Origin of the sequence: Hungatella hathewayi WAL-18680 (genome assembly GCF_000235505.1) — a bacterium.
Lineage (GTDB): Bacteria > Bacillota > Clostridia > Lachnospirales > Lachnospiraceae > Hungatella_A > Hungatella_A hathewayi_A.
The window spans coordinates 213845-230945 of sequence record NZ_JH379028.1; the positions used below are offsets into that span (position 1 = coordinate 213845).

Sequence of the window (17101 nt, forward strand, 5' to 3'; positions counted from 1 at the left end):
AAACGAATGAGTAATGGTGAAAGAAGCCTGTCCGGGAGGATATAAGCCCCGGTTCAGGCTTCTTTTTTAGTTCCGGGATGACAGAAATTACATAAATCTCCACAAAAACCCTGATAAATATTGTCAGTTCCATCTGAAAATGGTAAGATAGTAATTACGACTTAAAGGTTGGGGAAGGCCTTTGGGACCAAAACATATATATTAGGAGGAATCAGATGTTTAAGATTTTAAAAGCAGAAAAGCTGGCGGATAAGATTTATCTGATGGATGTAGAAGCTCCAAGAGTTGCCAGGGCCTGCGAACCAGGAGAGTTTGTGATTGTGAAAATGGATGAGATTGGCGAGAGAATTCCGCTGACCATCTGCGACTATGACCGGGAGACGGGGACCATTACGATTGTGTTTCAGATCGTGGGGGCTTCCACCCAGAGGATGGCAGAGTTACAGGCCGGGGACGCGTTCCAGGATGTTGTGGGACCGCTTGGCAATCCGTCCGAGTTTGTATCCGAAGATATCGAAGTGTTGAAGAACAAGAAAATGCTGTTCGTAGCCGGAGGCGTCGGAACGGCGCCGGTTTACCCGCAGGTGAAATGGCTCCATGAGCACGGCATTGACGCCGATGTGATTGTGGGCGCCAAGAACCATGACCTGCTTATCCTGGAGGAGCAGATGAGAGCGGTGGCCGGCAATCTGTACATAACCACCGACGACGGTTCCTACGTGCGCAAGGGCATGGTAACCGAGGTGATCAAGGATTTAGTCCAGGAGCAGGGGAAACAGTATGATGTCTGTGTCGCCATCGGCCCCATGATTATGATGAAATTTGTGTGTCTGCTGACCAAAGAGCTGAATCTGCCAACGATTGTGAGTATGAATCCGATCATGGTGGATGGAACCGGCATGTGCGGCGCCTGCCGTCTGACGGTTGGTGACGAGGTGAAATTTGCCTGCGTGGACGGTCCGGAGTTTGACGGCCATCTGGTGAATTTTGATGAGGCGATGAAACGCCAGCAGATGTATAAAACCCAGGAAGGCCGGGCGATGTTAAAGCTCCAGGAGGGCGACACCCACCACGGCGGATGCGGGCATTGTGGAGGTGACGAATAATGGACGTATTAAAGAAAGTGCCTGTGAGAGAGCAGGAACCCAAAGTGAGAGCGGCAAACTTCGAGGAAGTCTGCCTTGGATATAACAAAGAGGAGGCCATGGAAGAGGCGTCCCGCTGTCTGAAATGTAAGAATGCAAAATGTATGGGCGGCTGCCCGGTTTCCATCAATATTCCGGGATTCATCAAGGAAGTGGAGCTTGGCAACTTCGAGGAGGCGGCCAAAGTGATCGCCCAGTCCTCAGCCCTGCCGGCTGTCTGCGGCCGTGTATGCCCCCAGGAGACCCAGTGCGAGGGAAAATGTATCCGCGGCATCAAGGGCGAGCCAATCTCCATCGGCAAGCTGGAGCGCTTCGTGGCGGACTGGTCCAGGGAAAACGGCTTTGTCCCGGCGGCTCCGGAGAAGACCAACGGAAAGAAAGTGGCCGTCATCGGTTCCGGCCCGGCTGGCCTTACCTGTGCCGGTGATTTGGCGAAGCTGGGCTATGAGGTGACCATCTTCGAGGCCCTTCACGAGCCGGGCGGCGTGCTGATATACGGCATTCCGGAGTTCCGTCTGCCGAAGAGCACCGTGGTGAAGACGGAAGTGGAGAATGTGAAGAAGCTGGGAGTCAAGATTGAGACCGACGTGATTGTGGGCAAGTCCGTGACCATCGACGAGCTGATGGACGAGGAGGGCTTTGAGGCCGTCTTCATCGGCTCCGGCGCCGGCCTTCCCATGTTTATGGGAATCCCAGGGGAAAATGCCAACGGTGTGTTCTCCGCCAACGAGTACCTGACCAGAAGCAACCTGATGAAGGCCTTCCGGGACGACTATGACACCCCCATTGCAGTGAGCAAGAAAGTGGCGGTCGTAGGCGGCGGAAACGTGGCCATGGATGCGGCCAGAACGGCCCTGCGTCTCGGCGCGGAGGTACATATTGTATACAGAAGAAGCGAGGCGGAGCTTCCGGCGAGAGCCGAGGAAGTCCATCACGCCAAGGAGGAGGGCATCATTTTCAACCTGCTGTGCAACCCGGTGGAGATTCTCACCGACGACAACGGCTGGGTAAATGGGATGAAATGCATCCGCATGGAGCTTGGCGAGCCGGACGCTTCCGGCAGAAGAAGACCGGTGGAGATACCTGGTTCCGAGTTTACCATCGACGTGGACACGGTTATCATGTCGCTGGGAACCTCACCGAACCCATTGATTTCCTCCACCACCAAAGGACTGGACACCAACAGACGGAAATGCATTGTGGCCGATGAGTCTAACGGACAGACCAGCCGGGAAGGCGTGTTCGCTGGCGGCGACGCGGTGACCGGAGCGGCTACCGTAATTCTGGCGATGGAGGCCGGACGCGCGGGAGCGAGAGGCATTGACGAGTATCTGTCTGCGAAGAAGTAAAGATATATTTCAGAGTTAAGACATGATTTGAGAACAACGACATATTACAGAGTAATGACATAATTTCATAGAACCATGGCCCTGAGTCTTCCTGTTGATGTGGAAGACTTCGGGCCATTTTATTACAGGAGACAGGATGTATCGAGATTTAACAAAAGGAAATATCACTAAAACCCTGCTTTTATTCTCCCTCCCCATGATTGCCGGGAATCTGCTGCAGCAGTTTTACAACATTGCGGACACCCTGATTGTGGGCCGGTTTCTGGGGCGGGATGCCCTGGCGGCGGTGGGCTCCGCCTACACGCTGATGACATTTTTGACCTCCATCCTTCTGGGGATGTCCATGGGGGCTGGGGCGCTGTTTGCCATCTACCAGGGACAGGGCAATACGGAGAGGCTGAAGGCCAGCATGGTCCAGGCGTTTGGCCTGATTCTGGCGCTGACGGCGGCGCTTTATGGAATCGTTTACGGCTTCATTGACCCCATTATGGGATTCTTGAGGGTGCCGGATGAGGTCTACGGCCTGATGCGGGAGTATCTGTGGATTATTTTCGCGGGGCTGGCGGCCACATTTTTTATATAACTTTTTTTCCTGCCTGCTGCGGGCTCTGGGCAATTCGGTGACGCCGCTGGCGTTTCTGGCGGTATCGGCCCTGCTCAACATCGTGCTGGACCTGGTATTTGTGTTACAATGTTCCTGGGGTGTTGCTGGGGCGGCGGCCGCCACGGTCATCGCCCAGTATGTGTCCGGGATTGGAATTCTTGTGTACTGTCTCATCCGCTGTAAGGAGCTTCGGCCGGAGAGGCGTCATGTGCAGTGGGACGGGAAGATTCTGCGGGAGATAGGAAATCTCTCGCTTCTCACCTGTGTGCAGCAGTCGGTGATGAATTTTGGAATCCTGATGGTGCAGGGGCTGGTCAACAGCTTCGGACCTGTGATAATGGCGGCCTTTGCGGCGGCTGTGAAGATTGATTCCTTCGCCTATATGCCGGTGCAGGATTTTGGAAATGCGTTCTCCACCTTTGTGTCCCAGAACTATGGGGCCGGCAAAAAAGAGCGCATCCGGGAGGGAATCAGAAAGGCGGCTCTGGCTTCCATCCTGTTCTGTGTGGTGATTTCAGCGCTGGTGCTGCTGTCTGCAAGACAGCTGATGCTGATTTTTATCCAGCCTCACGAGGTGGAGGTGCTGGCCGCCGGGGTGCGGTATCTTCGTATTGAGGGGACCTTTTACTGGGGAATCGGCTGCCTGTTTTTATTCTACGGGCTGTACAGGGCGGTAAAACGCCCTGCCATGTCGGTGGTGCTGACCGTCATTTCCCTGGGAACCAGAGTGCTGCTGGCCTACGCCCTGGCGGGGCCAGTAGGGGTGGACGGTATCTGGGCCGCCATCCCTATCGGCTGGATTCTGGCCGATGCGGTGGGGCTCTGGTACTACAAAAAGCACAGGGAGTCGCTGCTGGAAGCGTAGGAGCGGCTGTTTCCGGACTGGCCCGCGGGCAGTCATGCATAGGGTGTGGCTATGGGAGATATAAATAAAAAATATTACATTTATGGATTCTGAAGTAGTATAATGGACAGCGGTAAAATAGGAAAGACAGGAAGGCAGGAAGAGAGAGATGGTTAAGGATTTGACAGTAGGAAAGCCGGAAGAAGTGTTGTGGAAGTTTTCGATACCGATGTTTATCAGCGTCATTTTCCAGCAGATGTATAACATTGCGGACAGCGTGATTGCGGGAAAATTCGCCGGGGAGGACGCCCTGGCGGCGGTGGGGGCCTCCTATCCGATTACCATGATATTCATGGCGATTGCGGTGGGGAGCAACATCGGATGCTCCGTGGTGATCTCCCAGATGTTCGGCGGAAAGCAGTACCGGAAAATGAAGACGGCCGTGTATACGACGTTGATATCTTCCGTGGTGTTGTCGCTGGCATTGACCGTGGCGGGGCTTTTAGGCACGGACTGGCTGATGCGGATGATTCAGACGCCGGGAAATATCTTCGATGACGGGGCGCTGTATCTGGGGATTTACATCGGCGGGTTTCTGTTCCTGTTTTTATATAATATCTGCACCGGCATTTTCCAGTCTCTGGGGGATTCCAAGACGCCGCTGTATTTTCTCATCTGCTCCTCCGTGGGAAATGTGATACTGGACTGGATCTTTGTGGCGGAGTTTGGCTGGGGCGTGGCCGGTGTGGCCTGGGCCACGTTTCTGGCACAGGGGGTATCCTGCGTGCTGGCGTTTCTGACGCTGATGGTGAGACTGCGTGGGATTGAGACGGATGGGCCGGTTCCACGGTTTGAGTGGGAAATGCTGGGCCATGTGAGCCGGATTGCGGTGCCCAGTATCTTGCAGCAGAGTTTTATTTCCATCGGAAACATTTTCATCCAGGGTCTGATCAATGGGTACGGTTCCTCGGTGATTGCCGGGTACTCGGCGGCGGTGAAGCTGAATACCTTCACGATCACCTCGTTCACCACGCTGGCCAACGGGCTGTCCAGCTTTACGGCCCAGAATATCGGCGCCGGGCAGATTGAGCGGGTGAGGAAGGGGCTGAAGGCGGGAGTACGGATGGCTCTCGGGGTGGCGCTGCCATTCTTTCTACTCTTTTTCTTCCTTGGAAATACGATGATTTCCATGTTCATGAAGGAGGGCGGCACGACGGCCATGGATATCGGCGTGACGTTTTTAAAGGTGGTGTCGCCGTTTTACTTTGTGATATCGCTGAAGCTGATGGCCGACGGGGTTCTGCGGGGAGCCGGGGACATGGTGCATTTCATGATTGCCACGTTCACGGATTTGATTCTCCGGGTGATTCTTGCCTATGTGCTGGCGTCCTTTATGGGAACGCTTGGTATCTGGATTTCCTGGCCGATTGGATGGGTGGTGGCCACGGTGTTGTCCATGGGATTCTATCTGTCGGGGAAATGGAATCCGCTGAAGGAATGAGAAATATTTTATCAAGAATGATTCGACAAATCTCCGGATAAGATTTATAATGGTAAGATAATTGAAATTTGTCTGTGAAGGAGTGTGTAAGATATGAAACCATATAAGAGGATTTTTACCATCGTGATTGACTCCCTGGGGATTGGAGCTATGCCGAACGCGGCGGAATATGACGATGAGGGGACCGATACGCTGGGGCATATTGATGATCATATGCCGGAGTTTCAGATTCCAAACTTAGCGAAGCTGGGGCTGGCGAATCTGCATCCGCTGACCCATGTGGAGGCGGTGGAGCGGCCGATGGGATATTACGGGAGACTGCTGGAGGCCAGCGTGGGCAAGGATACCATGACCGGCCACTGGGAGATGATGGGACTGCATATAACCAAGCCATTTCAGACCTTTACCGATACCGGATTTCCACAGGAGCTGCTTGATGAATTGAGCAGGCGGACGGGGCACAAGATTGTGGGCAACAAGTCGGCCAGCGGTACTGAGATTCTGGATGAACTGGCGGAACATGAGATTGCTACTGGCGATATGATTGTATACACGTCCGCGGACTCCGTGCTTCAGATATGCGGCAATGAGGAGACCTTCGGGCTGGACGAATTGTACCGCTGCTGCGAGATAGCCAGGGAGCTGACTATGAAGGATGAGTGGAAGGTTGGCCGGGTTATCGCGAGACCCTATGTAGGGAAAAAGAAAGGGGAGTTCAAACGGACTTCCAACCGCCACGACTATGCGCTGAAGCCATATGGAAAGACTGCGCTGGACGCTTTGAAGGAGAACGGGTATGATGTGATCAGCGTCGGGAAGATAAAGGATATTTTCGACGGCGAGGGTATCACGGAAGCTTATAAATCCAAGAGCAGCGTCCACGGGATGGAGCAGACGCTGGAGATTGCGGACAAGGATTTCCACGGGCTGTGCTTTGTAAACCTGGTGGATTTCGATGCTCTGTGGGGTCACAGAAGGAATCCGGAGGGCTACGGACAGGAGCTAGAGCGCTTCGACGTCAAGCTGGGTGAGCTGCTTCCAAAACTGCGGGAGGACGATTTGCTGCTCATCACCGCCGACCACGGCAACGACCCCACCTACAAGGGGACGGACCACACCAAGGAGATGGTGCCGCTTTTGGCTTACTCCCCGTCCATGACAGGGGACGGAAAGCTGCCGGACTGCGATACCTTTGCAGTGATTGGAGCGACCATAGCCGATAATTTCAAGGTTCCCATGCCGGAAGGCACCATCGGAACTTCCATATTGAAGGAGCTTTCATAATGAAGGGCCGCCATGAAGATGTGAAAAAGACATCTCATGGCGGCTTATTTTATGCGCTTTATCAGGGTATAGTAGTAGCAGAAAGAAGAATAGGGTTAGGAAAAAGGGAGAGTTTATGATGAGAGAGAAGCTGGACTGGAAGAGTCTGATATGGATTCTGGCCGGAAATACCTGTTACGCGCTGGCAGTGACCATGTTTGTCCTGCCAAATGGTCTGATTACGGGAGGAACCACCGGCCTGGCGCTGTTTTTTTACAACCAGTTGGGCGTTCCGGTGCAGGTGGTGGTATCGATTTTTAATGTGGTCATGTTTGTGCTGGGAGCGCTGGTGCTGGGAAAGAAGTTTGCGTTTACCACCATTATCAGCACGTTTTATTATCCGTTTATTCTGTCGGTGCTTCAGGGAATTCCGGCCCTGGCAAGCCCCACGGAGGACAAACTGCTGGCAGTGATATTTTCCGGACTGATGATTGGGGCCGGTATCGGCGCGGTGCTCCGGGTGGGAGCGTCCACCGGAGGGATGGATATTCCGCCGCTGGTGCTGAACAAGAAGATGGGTATCCCTGTGTCTTTGTCCATGAATGTGCTGGACGTGGGCGTTCTGTTGCTGCAGATGGCATTTTCCGACAGGGAAGGGGTGCTTCATGGGATATTGCTGGTGCTCATTTATACCACCGTCTTAAACCGGGTGCTGCTGATGGGCAACGCCAGGATGCAGGTGAAAATCATGTCGGATAAGTATCTGGAGATTAACGAGGCCATCTCCTCGGAGCTGGACCGGGGCGTCACGCTGATGAAATCCCAGACCGGGTATCTGAAAAAGGATGGCTATATGGTGTTGACGGTGGTCAGCAACCGGGAGCTGGTGCGGCTGAACCAGCTGATTCAGAATCTGGACCCCAAAGCGTTCATCGTCATCAACCAGGTGAACGAGGTGCGGGGGCGCGGGTTTACACTGAATAAGAAATACGACTGATAATCCTGGGAAAATTTACAGGGAATTGCTGGAAAAAGGACTTTGCAAATCGCGCAAAGTCCCTTTTTTTCGTGCTCTTTTTCCTCCGCCTCATAAACAGGCAGAAATTGGTTACACTTATCCTTGAGATTCTATATTATAATCGCTAAAGATTTTGATTTAAAAAGATAGAGAAAGGATTACCGGATGACATGATGAGGAAGACAGGAAAACGGATAGCGGCCCTGGCGCTGATGGGACTGGTGGCGGCTCTGGTTATGACAGGATGTGGGAAGGCGGCAGACGGCAAGCGGATTGTCCGCATTTCCCTGGGGCAGTCGGAGACACATCCACAGTATATCGGGCTGGTGGCGTTTAAAGATTATGTGGAGGAGCGGCTGGGGGATAAATTTGAGGTGCAGATATTTCCCAATGAGATTCTCGGCTCGGCACAGAAGGCGATTGAGCTGACCCAGACGGGGGCTATCGATTTTGTGGTGGCGGGTACGGCGAATCTGGAGACCTTTGCCGATGTGTATGAGGTGTTCAGCATGCCTTATCTCTTTGATTCCAGGGAGAGTTATCTGGAGGCCATGCAGGACGCGGACTATATGGAACAGATTTATGAGTCCACGGATGAGGCGGGCTTCCGGGTGCTGACCTGGTATAACGCGGGGACCAGAAATTTCTATGCGAAGAAGCCGATTCGGACGCCGGAGGATTTGAAGGGGCTGAAAATCCGGGTGCAGCAGAGCCCGGCCAGTGTGAAGATGATGCAGGCCTTTGGCGCAGCGGCCTCCCCCATGAGCTTTGGCGAGGTGTACACGGCCATTCAGCAGGGCGTGATTGACGGGGCGGAGAACAATGAGCTGGCGCTGACCAACAACAAGCACGGGGAAGTGGCGAAGTATTTTACCTACAACATGCACCAGATGGTACCGGATATGCTGGTGGGGAATCTGAAATTCTTGAACAGCTTGAGCCCGGAGGAGCTGCAGATATTTAAGGAGGCGGCCGCCCTGTCCACGGAGGTGGAGCTGGGAGAGTGGGATAAGCAGGTGGAGGAAGCGAAGGCCATGGCGAGAGACGAGATGGGCGTGGAGTTCATCGAGGTGGACGTGGCGCCCTTCAAGGAAAAGGTGCTTCCCCTCCATGAGGAAATGCTCAGGAATAACCCGGCCATCGTGGATGTCTACGACTACATTCAGGCTATCAATCAGCATGTAAAGGAGGAGCGGTAAATGCAGGCGGCAAAATCATTGAGGGACGGAATGAATAAGGCTCTTGGGGCCGTCAATGTGGCCCTGTTTGGGTTCATGGTGGTGGTGGGAACGTACCAGATTCTGGTTCGTTACTTATTTAACAAGCCGAGCACCGTGTCGGAGGAGCTGTTGACCTATGCCTTTACCTGGATGTCCCTGCTGGCGGCGGCCTGGGTGTTCGGGAAGCGGGAGCATATGAGGATGGGATTTCTGGCGGACAAGCTGGATAAGGAGAAGAAGCGGGCGCTTGATATGGTGATTGAGGGAATCATCATGGTGTTTGCAGCCATTGTGCTGGTGTACGGCGGGATTCAGATTACGGCGCTCACCATGTCCCAGAAGACGGCGTCGCTGGGGATTCCCATGGGGTATATCTATGCGGTGGTGCCGGTCTGCGGAGCGCTGATACTGATTTATGGGGTGTTGAATCTGGTGGATTTGGCAGTTGGGAAGAATGAGCAGGAATCGGAGGAAATGGCAAACCGGGCCCTTGAGAACCGGAACCGGGAAGCCGGGCGGTAGGCGGTGAAATGAGATAAAAGACGATAACACGGGATCGATACGATAAACGAGATAGAGACAATAAAAAACAGGAAGGATAGATAACAATGAATATAGCATGGATTGCAGGCATCATCATCCTGGTAGTCCTGGTGGCAATGCTGCTGGCGGGAGTTCCCATCGCCATTGCACTGGCGGTCTCCTCGATATGTGCCATCTTGCCGATACTGGAGTTCGAGCCGGCGGTGCTGACCGGGGCCCAGAGGATATTTTCCGGGATATCGGTGTTTAACCTGATTGCCATCCCGTTCTTTATTCTGGCGGGAAATATTATGAACAAGGGCGGAATCGCCATCCGTCTGATTAACTTTGCGAAGCTGTTTACCGGGCGGATTCCGGGGGCGCTGGCCCACACTAACGTGGTGGCCAACATGCTGTTCGGCGCCATCTCCGGCTCCGGAACGGCGGCGGCCTCGGCTATGGGCTCCATCATCGGGCCGGTGGAGGAGGAAGAGGGGTATGACAGGGATTTTTCCGCGGCGGTCAACATTGCCACGGCGCCCACGGGCCTTCTGATTCCGCCCAGCAACGTGATGATTACTTACGCGCTGGTCAGCGGTGGGACCTCCATCGCGGCGCTGTTTATGGCTGGATATATTCCGGGAATTATGTGGGGACTTTCCTGCATGATTGTGGTGTACCTGATTGCAAAGAAGAAGGGATATAAGAGTACCAGACGGTTCAGCGGAAAAGAGAAGCTGAATATTGCCTTTCAGGCTATTCCCTGTCTGCTGATGATTGTGATTGTTATCGGCGGAATTATCGGAGGCATTTTCACGGCTACGGAGGGCGCGGTTGTGGCGGTGGTGTACAGCCTGGTGCTGTCCCTGTTCTTTTACCGCTCCATCTCCTGGCGGGATTTGCCGCAGATTTTCAAGGACAGCGCGGAAATGACCGGCATTATCATTTTCCTCATCGGCGTGTCCAGTATTATGTCCTGGGTGATGGCGTTTACCGGGCTTCCGGGGGCGATTTCGGACGCGATGTTGAGTATCAGCAATAACCGGTATGTGATTCTGATTATTATCAATATTTTGCTGCTGATAGTGGGAACGTTCATGGACATGACGCCGGCCTGTCTTATTTTCACGCCGATTTTCCTGCCTATCTGCCAGCAGATTGGGATGAATTCCGTGCATTTTGGAATCATGATGATCTTTAACCTGTGTATCGGCACCATCACGCCGCCGGTGGGAACCACACTGTTTGTGGGCGTGAAGGTGGGGAAGACGAAGATTGAAAATGTGATTCGGCCGCTGCTCTGCTATTTCGCGGCAATCTTCTTCGTGCTGCTGCTGGTGACCTATATTCCGGCGCTGTCCATGTGGCTGCCGGGACTGCTGGGGTACGTGTAGACGTAGGCCTCTTGCGGGTATGTGGTAGTCCGTGCCAGCATATGGCAGCCTGTGCAGATATGTGCCAGCACGTGCAGGACGCATACCAGCCTTCGGTTACCGCTTGTTTAGATTCCGGAATTCCTTTGGGGAAATGCCGTACTCTTTTTTGAAGGAGCGGTAGAAGGTGGAGTAATCCGGGAAGCCGCAGGTCTCCCAGACGCTGTGAAGGGGCGTGCCGGACAGAATGCTGTTCTTGGCGGCAATCAACCGGCGCTGGATGACAAAGCGGTGGAAGGAGACCTTGTAATAGTTTCGGAAGAGATGGGAAATAGTGGACTTGCTCACCAGAAAATACTGGGCCGCCGTTTCCAGGGTAATCTTTTCCGAAAGATTCAGTTCGATATAATTGAACAAATCGTCCATCAGCGTCTCTTTCTCCGCTTCGGGGGAGGCGACGTCCTGATAGTAATAGGTACGACAGATGTGCACCATGAGAAGCATGGCGCTGTATCGGCTGGCAAACTGCCAGCCGAATTTTTTGGCCTCCTGTTCGTTGTATATCATCAGCGCGGCATGGAAGAGGGAGGACCAGGTGGCCTGGCTGGAGCGGAGCAGATAGCTGTCACGCTTGGCACACTGCTCATAGACAAACTCCAGTTCGGGATAGGCGGCGGTACACTCCTTCCAGAAGCTGTCGCTGATCCACAGGACATAGCGCTCATAGACTTCCGTCAGCGGCTCCAGAAACAACGGCTGGTGGGCGACGCCCGGCGGTATCAGGAGAATATCCCCGTTCTGGATACGGAACCGTTTATCACCCAGCATATACTGGAGATTGCCGCTTTTGATAAAGAGAATTTCATAGTAGGTGTGAGTGTGTATCGGCACGGGGATGGTGATCTCCGTGTCTTTTTCCATATGGATGTAGACGCAGGGGTCATCCATCTGATGTTCAGTCCATAGATTTCTCATAAGCGCTCCTTTTTTGTTCTTTTTGAAATGGCATTTTGCACAAAATTCTAATAATAAATTTGTACAAATTGACAGATGCTACAATTTGTTTGCAAGAATTGCAATATTATATGACATATGTGCAATTTTAATTGCGAAATAAACAATATATAATGACACTATAACAAAGGAACGCAGAAAATGCAAGTTCTGTGAAAAGAAAAGGAGTGGTATTATGGAGACAAAGAAATTTGGAATCAGAGACCAGATTGGGTATGTATGCGGCGATATGGCCGGCAGCTTCGTCAATCTGTACGTGGATGCATTTTTCCTCACGTTCTGTACTTATGTACTGGGGATTAAGGCAACCTGGATGGGAACGCTGTTTTTGTTTGCCAGACTTTGGGATGCATTTAACGACCCGATGATTGGCTCCCTTCCTGACAGATGGCAGATTGGGAAGAGCGGTGACAAGTTCAAACCCTATATCCGAATCGCTATGATTCCGCTGGCGGTGTCCGGTCTGTTGTGTTTTACGGACGTGTCCAGTTTTGGCAGTGTGGCTAAACATGTGTGGGTGGCAGTGGCCTACATTTTCTATGGCATGTCCTACACGGGAACGTCCATGCCTTACGGCTCCATGGCGTCGGTGATTACCAATGACCCCATTGAGAGAACGAAACTTTCCAGAGCCCGTTCCATCGGTGGAACGATTGTGGGAATCGGCGGACTTTCTCTGGTGCCGCAGTTTATCTTCAACAAGGCCGGTGATGTGGTGCCCAGCGGATTTATGAAGGTTGCGATTGTATTTGGCGCGTTATCCCTGCTTTCCTATGTTCTGCTGCTGCGTCTGACGACAGAGCGTGTGAGACAGCCGAGAGTGGAAGGACAGAAATTTAACTACGGCAAGGTCCTGGGAAATGTGGTGAAGAACCGTCCTATGCTCGGCGTTATGCTGGCTACGGTGGGAAGCCTTCTGTACATCACAGGCAACAGCCAGCTGGGAAGTTTCCTGTACAAGGAGTATTACCATGCACCTCAGGTATTGACTCTGGTCTCCTTAATCAGTGTGCCGATCATGCTGATTTTCTTCCCGATTATTCCAAAGCTGAGCCAGAAATTTGGCAAGAGAAACGTGATTTTGTTCTGTTCCAGCTACAACCTGGTGATTTCCGCCATCCTGTTCCTGGTGCCGATTCCAAACGTGTACCTGTTCCTGATTCTGAACACGCTGGCAGTCAGCGGGCAGACGGCATTTACCATGCTGATTTGGGCGTTTGTGACGGACTGTATCGATTACAGTGAGTATCAGACCGGCGAGAGAAGCGACGGAAGTATGTACTCGATTTATACGTTTTCCAGAAAGATTGGCTCCACGCTGGCTTCCACCGTTGCATCATTTTCCCTGGGCGCGATTGGTTATATCTCCGGAATTGAAGCCCAGACGGAGACTGTGGCCCACTCCATCCGGTATCTGTGTACCGGTATCCCGGTGGTGACTTGTATTCTGGAGCTGATTGGCATCGGCGTGGTGTATAACCTGACGAAGGAGAAGACCAATGAGATGTATGCGGAGCTGAACAGAAGGAGAGATGCGGAGAGCCGGGCGTAAGCAGGCGGAGCTGCCGGAAAGCGCGGAAGGTGTGAGTGGCGCTGTCTGAAAACAAATAAAGAGTTGTCGACGATACATAAAGATGGCGCCTGCGGGAAATGCGGGCGCGGACAGGAGGAGAACATGAGAACGAGAATATTACCGAAAATGCTGAATACCGAGGTGGAGCAGTATCTGGAGCGGAACGATGTCATCATTGTGCCGGTGGGTACGGTGGAGCTGCACGGCGGATTCCCGCTGGACAGTGAGACAGTCATCAGCGAGGCATTTGCCCTGAAAATGGCGGAGGCGGCAGACGGACTGGTATTGACCGGACTTCCCTATTTCTATGCAGGAGCTACCGCCATGGCAAGGGGAACGACCCAGGTCAGTGTGAGAGAGGGGATTGATTATCTGGGGGCGATTGCCAGAAGTCTGCTTAGACAGGGCTTTAAGCGCCAGATTTACATCAGCTTCCACGGTCCGGCCCATATGACATGCAGCCCCATGGTGCGGGATTTCTTTGACGAGACCGGGGTACCGATTCTGTATATGGATTTGACGATGCAGATGATGAAGGAGGCCAAGGATTTATTTAAGAGTCTGGATGCCTTCCACGCCATCACGATGGCGGCCTACGATATCATGGGACGGCTGGAGGATATTCCGCTGACGACAGAATATTTCCATCAGGAGCCCCAGACGGTGGAGCAGTTTAACGGGCTGTTCGGGCTGGCGTACCAGAGCGGAAGCATCGGCTACTGCTTCGGGGACCAGAAGGACCATATGAGCACCACGGCGGTTCCGACCGAGGAGAGACGCAGGGAGTTGGCCGAGGAAGGAAGACCGGTTATCGAGGAGATTGTAAACCGGATACATATGGAGAAGGTTGTGGCCGATATGCGGGATTTGGAGAAATTCCAGATGGAGGCCATGGAGAAATATCCGTGGATGCCGGCGGCTTATAATAGAGGGAAATAGGAGCCGGACGCATAGCGGCCGGATTAAGGAATTTGTTGTTGACAAGAAGAAAATAGCGTAGTATATTATAAACAAACGAAAATATAAGATAATACAAGCACAATTATTTTGAGGTCGGAAATGGTTCCCGACGCACTCTGAAAAGAGTACCTGAGATGATGGATACACCGCCCATCCAGAATAATTGTGCTTTTATTATATTTAAAAATGGATTCTCAGCCATAAATGGATGAAAGAACAAAGGAGGATTTTTTTTAATATGAGAGAACGCAAAATTATGGAACTGACGCCGGAAATGCTGGAGCCATACCGGGAATATCTGATGGATGAGGAGAGAAGCCGGGCTACGGTGGAAAAATATTTGAGGGATGCGAGGAAATTCCTGGAGTATCTGGGGGATGACGGGAGAGTGGATAAGGAGAAGGTGCGGGAGTTTAAGCAGGAGCTGATGGAGCATTATAAAATCAGCAGTGTGAATTCCATGCTGGCGGCGGTGAACAGTTTTCTGGGATTTGTGGGGAGAGGGGATTTAAAGGTGAAACTGCTGAAGGTACAGAAGGCGGTGTACAGCAGGCCGGAGAGGGAAATGACGGAGAAAGAGTATGAGGGATTGGTGCGGACGGCAAAGCGGCTGGGGGATTTGAGGATGAGTATGCTGCTGCAGACGATTGGCAGCACGGGGATTCGAATCAGTGAGTTGAAATTCATCACCGTGGAGTCCCTGGAGACTGGGCGGGCGGAGATTTATAATAAGGGGAAGTCACGGGTTGTATTGCTGCCGGTGGAACTGACCAGGCTGCTGAAGAAGTATTGCAGGAAGGCTGGGATTTATGCAGGAAGCATTTTTATCACCCGGCAGGGGAATCCGTTGGACAGAAGTAATGTGAGCAAGAAGATGAAACAGCTGGGAAGAGAGGCGGGAGTGGACGTGGCGAAGGTATTTCCCCACAATCTGCGTCATCTGTTTGCCAGAGTATTTTACAGCATTGAGAAGGATGTGGTGCGGCTGATGGATTTGCTGGGGCATTCCAGTATCAGTACGACAAGAATTTATACTATGACGACGGAAGAGCAGCCAAGGAGGCAGATGTCGCGGATGAAATTGGTGCTTGGATAAACCGGATTTTATCTGGAAAAATAAAAATACCCCATAATATCAATTATGCGGTAACGAATATCAAGATGTGAGGCGTTCTGTCCTCACGATATAGTCTATTATACCCACTTTCGTAAAAATTGCAAGGTTTGAAATGGAAAAAATTGCAAAATGCGGCAGAAAGTTCGCAGAATTATGTGACTGTGGGAATAGGGTGCTGGCAGTCAGGCGTATTTGGTCCGGACTGTCTATTTGGCGTGCCTTGATTCTGTAATCAGTGTTCCCCATCAGTGAGTTACCGTATGTTATCGCATGTTATCGCCGGTCAAAATTCGGAATCAGACGTCTTGGCGGTGGAGAGATGGGGACTTTCGTTGCAGATTTTAATCAAAAGGAGCCGTGGTCAAGGATTCGGTTACCCCATAATTGATATTACAGAGTGAAGAGAGGTGCCAGTCCGTGGAAATGGCCGAGAGCAGAGGGAAATCCCGGAAGAGCCAGCGGAAAAGCCGGGAGAAAAAAGAGGAACGGGCATCCCATTTCCGCACGGTTTGGTTCGGCGGTTTTGAGGAGGGGCAGATGATCTGCTACCTCTGGGAGATTGTGAAATCCCTGGAAGCGGGCCAGGCCGCCGGCGCGTCCGGACGGGACAGACTTCGGATGCTGGAGAAACAGATGCGCGGCCGTGTACGCGTTGAAATGCGGAGATATTTCGCAAGACGACGAAGGCGGGCTATCCGGATGGCAGCGGTGATTCTGGCGGCGGCATTGTGCGTGGGAGGACTGTTTGTCTTTCTGATTGGGATCGACAGGGTGTTCGGGATGTCCATGTATCCTTATTTAAATGATGGGGACTGGATTGTGTACAGCCGGATAGGGAAAGAGATGCGGCGGGATGAAGTGGTGGTGTTTGAGAAGGATGGGGAAAGCATGGTGAAACGGATAGCCGGGCTTCCGGGGGACACGGTGGAAATCAATGCGTCGGGAAGCTGTGTGATAGTCAACGGGGTTCAGGTGAGAGAGGACTATGTGACGCTGACGGATGGGGATCAAGAGAAGGCGGAGGATGAGATGGGGTTGCCATTGACAGTGATGAATGGACAGTACCTGGTGCTGGGGGATAACAGGACCGTGTCAATTGACAGCCGTGACAGCAATATTGGGACCGTGCCGGAGGAAGCGGTGCTTGGCCGGGTGATATGGATTGTGAGGGCCGGGTGGTAGATAATGATATGGATTAGCCAGGACCGGGCGGCAGATGGTGATATGGATCGCCAGGGCCGGGCGGTAGATGGGATAAGAGATTCAGGGATGGAAGGATAAAGGTTGGAGGAATACAGGATGAGCCATTTTAGATTGCATTCAAAAACGAAAGGGAAGGACCGTCTGGGGTATCTGATGATAGGGATTGTCTGCGTCCTTGCCGTGGGAGGGATTGGATATGCGGCCCACAGCATAGGAACAGCCAGCGCCAAGAGCCGGGAGAAGATACGATCTATACGGAGGAGGAACTGGAGAGTACCTTTTGGATGAGGAGAGCGAAGAATATAACCTGAATGGGAGATACCAGCTGGAGGAGGATTTGGAGCTTGGATGGCTGTGGAAGTCCATCGGGACGAATGTGGAGCCGTTTACCGGAA

General features: G+C 52.5%; 14 protein-coding genes and 1 pseudogene. 14 read left to right on the top strand and 1 reads right to left on the bottom strand.

The window, feature by feature from the left end; genetic code table 11:
- Positions 1-215: 215 nt before the first annotated feature.
- From HMPREF9473_RS16895 to HMPREF9473_RS16935, 9 genes and pseudogenes are all read left to right on the top strand, one after another.
- Positions 216-1106: a sulfide/dihydroorotate dehydrogenase-like FAD/NAD-binding protein gene (locus tag HMPREF9473_RS16895; protein WP_006781384.1), complete on the top strand. Its 891-nt coding sequence runs from the start codon at positions 216-218 to the stop codon at positions 1104-1106.
- The gene (gene gltA / locus HMPREF9473_RS16900) at positions 1106-2494 is read left to right on the top strand and encodes an NADPH-dependent glutamate synthase (protein ID WP_006781385.1); all 1389 of its coding nucleotides are present in this window, start codon (positions 1106-1108) and stop codon (positions 2492-2494) included. Before HMPREF9473_RS16895 ends, gltA begins: the two co-directional genes overlap by 1 nt.
- Before the next feature lie 136 nt (positions 2495-2630).
- Positions 2631-3963: pseudogene (locus HMPREF9473_RS28775) on the top strand (MATE family efflux transporter).
- Between the two features lie 148 nt (positions 3964-4111).
- Positions 4112-5443, top strand: a complete 1332-nt coding sequence (locus tag HMPREF9473_RS16910; protein ID WP_006781388.1) for an MATE family efflux transporter — start codon at positions 4112-4114, stop codon at positions 5441-5443.
- Positions 5444-5536: 93 nt separating this feature from the next.
- Complete coding sequence (locus tag HMPREF9473_RS16915; RefSeq protein ID WP_006781389.1) at positions 5537-6727, top strand: phosphopentomutase; 1191 nt, start codon at positions 5537-5539, stop codon at positions 6725-6727.
- 115 nt (positions 6728-6842) lie between these two features.
- Positions 6843-7703: a YitT family protein gene (locus HMPREF9473_RS16920; RefSeq protein ID WP_006781391.1), complete on the top strand. Its 861-nt coding sequence runs from the start codon at positions 6843-6845 to the stop codon at positions 7701-7703.
- Between the two features lie 191 nt (positions 7704-7894).
- Positions 7895-8923 carry a TRAP transporter substrate-binding protein gene (locus HMPREF9473_RS16925; RefSeq protein WP_006781392.1) on the top strand — a complete coding sequence of 343 codons (1029 nt, stop codon included), beginning with the start codon at positions 7895-7897 and terminating at the stop codon, positions 8921-8923.
- Positions 8924-9466: a TRAP transporter small permease gene (locus HMPREF9473_RS16930; protein WP_006781393.1), complete on the top strand. Its 543-nt coding sequence runs from the start codon at positions 8924-8926 to the stop codon at positions 9464-9466.
- Positions 9467-9552: 86 nt separating this feature from the next.
- Entirely contained in the window at positions 9553-10860 is a 1308-nt protein-coding gene (locus HMPREF9473_RS16935; protein WP_006781394.1) for a TRAP transporter large permease, read from the top strand.
- Between the two features lie 96 nt (positions 10861-10956).
- Here HMPREF9473_RS16935 and HMPREF9473_RS16940 read toward each other — a convergent pair whose 3' ends face one another.
- Positions 10957-11814, bottom strand: coding sequence for a helix-turn-helix transcriptional regulator (locus HMPREF9473_RS16940; RefSeq protein ID WP_006781395.1), 858 nt, complete (start codon positions 11812-11814; stop codon positions 10957-10959).
- A gap of 214 nt (positions 11815-12028) precedes the next feature.
- Here HMPREF9473_RS16940 and HMPREF9473_RS16945 point away from each other — a divergent pair, with 214 nt between their 5' ends.
- The 5 genes from HMPREF9473_RS16945 (at position 12029) to HMPREF9473_RS16965 (ending at position 16994) form a co-directional block, all read left to right on the top strand.
- A complete protein-coding gene (locus HMPREF9473_RS16945) occupies positions 12029-13405 on the top strand; it encodes an MFS transporter (RefSeq protein WP_006781396.1) in 1377 nt (458 codons plus the stop codon).
- A 123-nt stretch (positions 13406-13528) separates the two neighbouring features.
- On the top strand, positions 13529-14365 hold the full coding sequence (locus HMPREF9473_RS16950; RefSeq protein ID WP_006781397.1) for a creatininase family protein: 837 nt from the start codon (positions 13529-13531) through the stop codon (positions 14363-14365).
- A gap of 259 nt (positions 14366-14624) precedes the next feature.
- Entirely contained in the window at positions 14625-15482 is an 858-nt protein-coding gene (locus tag HMPREF9473_RS16955; RefSeq protein ID WP_006781399.1) for a tyrosine-type recombinase/integrase, read from the top strand.
- A 438-nt stretch (positions 15483-15920) separates the two neighbouring features.
- Positions 15921-16685 (top strand): signal peptidase I, encoded by a 765-nt coding sequence (gene lepB / locus HMPREF9473_RS16960; protein WP_006781401.1) that lies wholly within the window; start codon positions 15921-15923, stop codon positions 16683-16685.
- Between the two features lie 117 nt (positions 16686-16802).
- A complete protein-coding gene (locus HMPREF9473_RS16965) occupies positions 16803-16994 on the top strand; it encodes a hypothetical protein (protein WP_006781403.1) in 192 nt (63 codons plus the stop codon).
- Positions 16995-17101: the final 107 nt, after the last annotated feature.

What these genes read in the sequence shown, in the direction of transcription:
- HMPREF9473_RS16925 (WP_006781392.1), top strand. Translation starts at nt 7,895, where the DNA reads ATGATGAGGAAGACAGGAAAACGGATAGCGGCCCTGGCGCTGATGGGA.
- HMPREF9473_RS16920 (WP_006781391.1), top strand. Translation starts at nt 6,843, where the DNA reads ATGATGAGAGAGAAGCTGGACTGGAAGAGTCTGATATGGATTCTGGCC.
- HMPREF9473_RS16915 (WP_006781389.1), top strand. Translation starts at nt 5,537, where the DNA reads ATGAAACCATATAAGAGGATTTTTACCATCGTGATTGACTCCCTGGGG.
- HMPREF9473_RS16950 (WP_006781397.1), top strand. Translation starts at nt 13,529, where the DNA reads ATGAGAACGAGAATATTACCGAAAATGCTGAATACCGAGGTGGAGCAG.
- HMPREF9473_RS16930 (WP_006781393.1), top strand. Translation starts at nt 8,924, where the DNA reads ATGCAGGCGGCAAAATCATTGAGGGACGGAATGAATAAGGCTCTTGGG.
- HMPREF9473_RS16935 (WP_006781394.1), top strand. Translation starts at nt 9,553, where the DNA reads ATGAATATAGCATGGATTGCAGGCATCATCATCCTGGTAGTCCTGGTG.
- HMPREF9473_RS16965 (WP_006781403.1), top strand. Translation starts at nt 16,803, where the DNA reads ATGAGCCATTTTAGATTGCATTCAAAAACGAAAGGGAAGGACCGTCTG.
- HMPREF9473_RS16955 (WP_006781399.1), top strand. Translation starts at nt 14,625, where the DNA reads ATGAGAGAACGCAAAATTATGGAACTGACGCCGGAAATGCTGGAGCCA.
- HMPREF9473_RS16945 (WP_006781396.1), top strand. Translation starts at nt 12,029, where the DNA reads ATGGAGACAAAGAAATTTGGAATCAGAGACCAGATTGGGTATGTATGC.
- gltA (WP_006781385.1), top strand. Translation starts at nt 1,106, where the DNA reads ATGGACGTATTAAAGAAAGTGCCTGTGAGAGAGCAGGAACCCAAAGTG.
- HMPREF9473_RS16895 (WP_006781384.1), top strand. Translation starts at nt 216, where the DNA reads ATGTTTAAGATTTTAAAAGCAGAAAAGCTGGCGGATAAGATTTATCTG.
- HMPREF9473_RS16910 (WP_006781388.1), top strand. Translation starts at nt 4,112, where the DNA reads ATGGTTAAGGATTTGACAGTAGGAAAGCCGGAAGAAGTGTTGTGGAAG.
- HMPREF9473_RS16940 (WP_006781395.1), bottom strand. Translation starts at nt 11,814, where the DNA reads ATGAGAAATCTATGGACTGAACATCAGATGGATGACCCCTGCGTCTAC.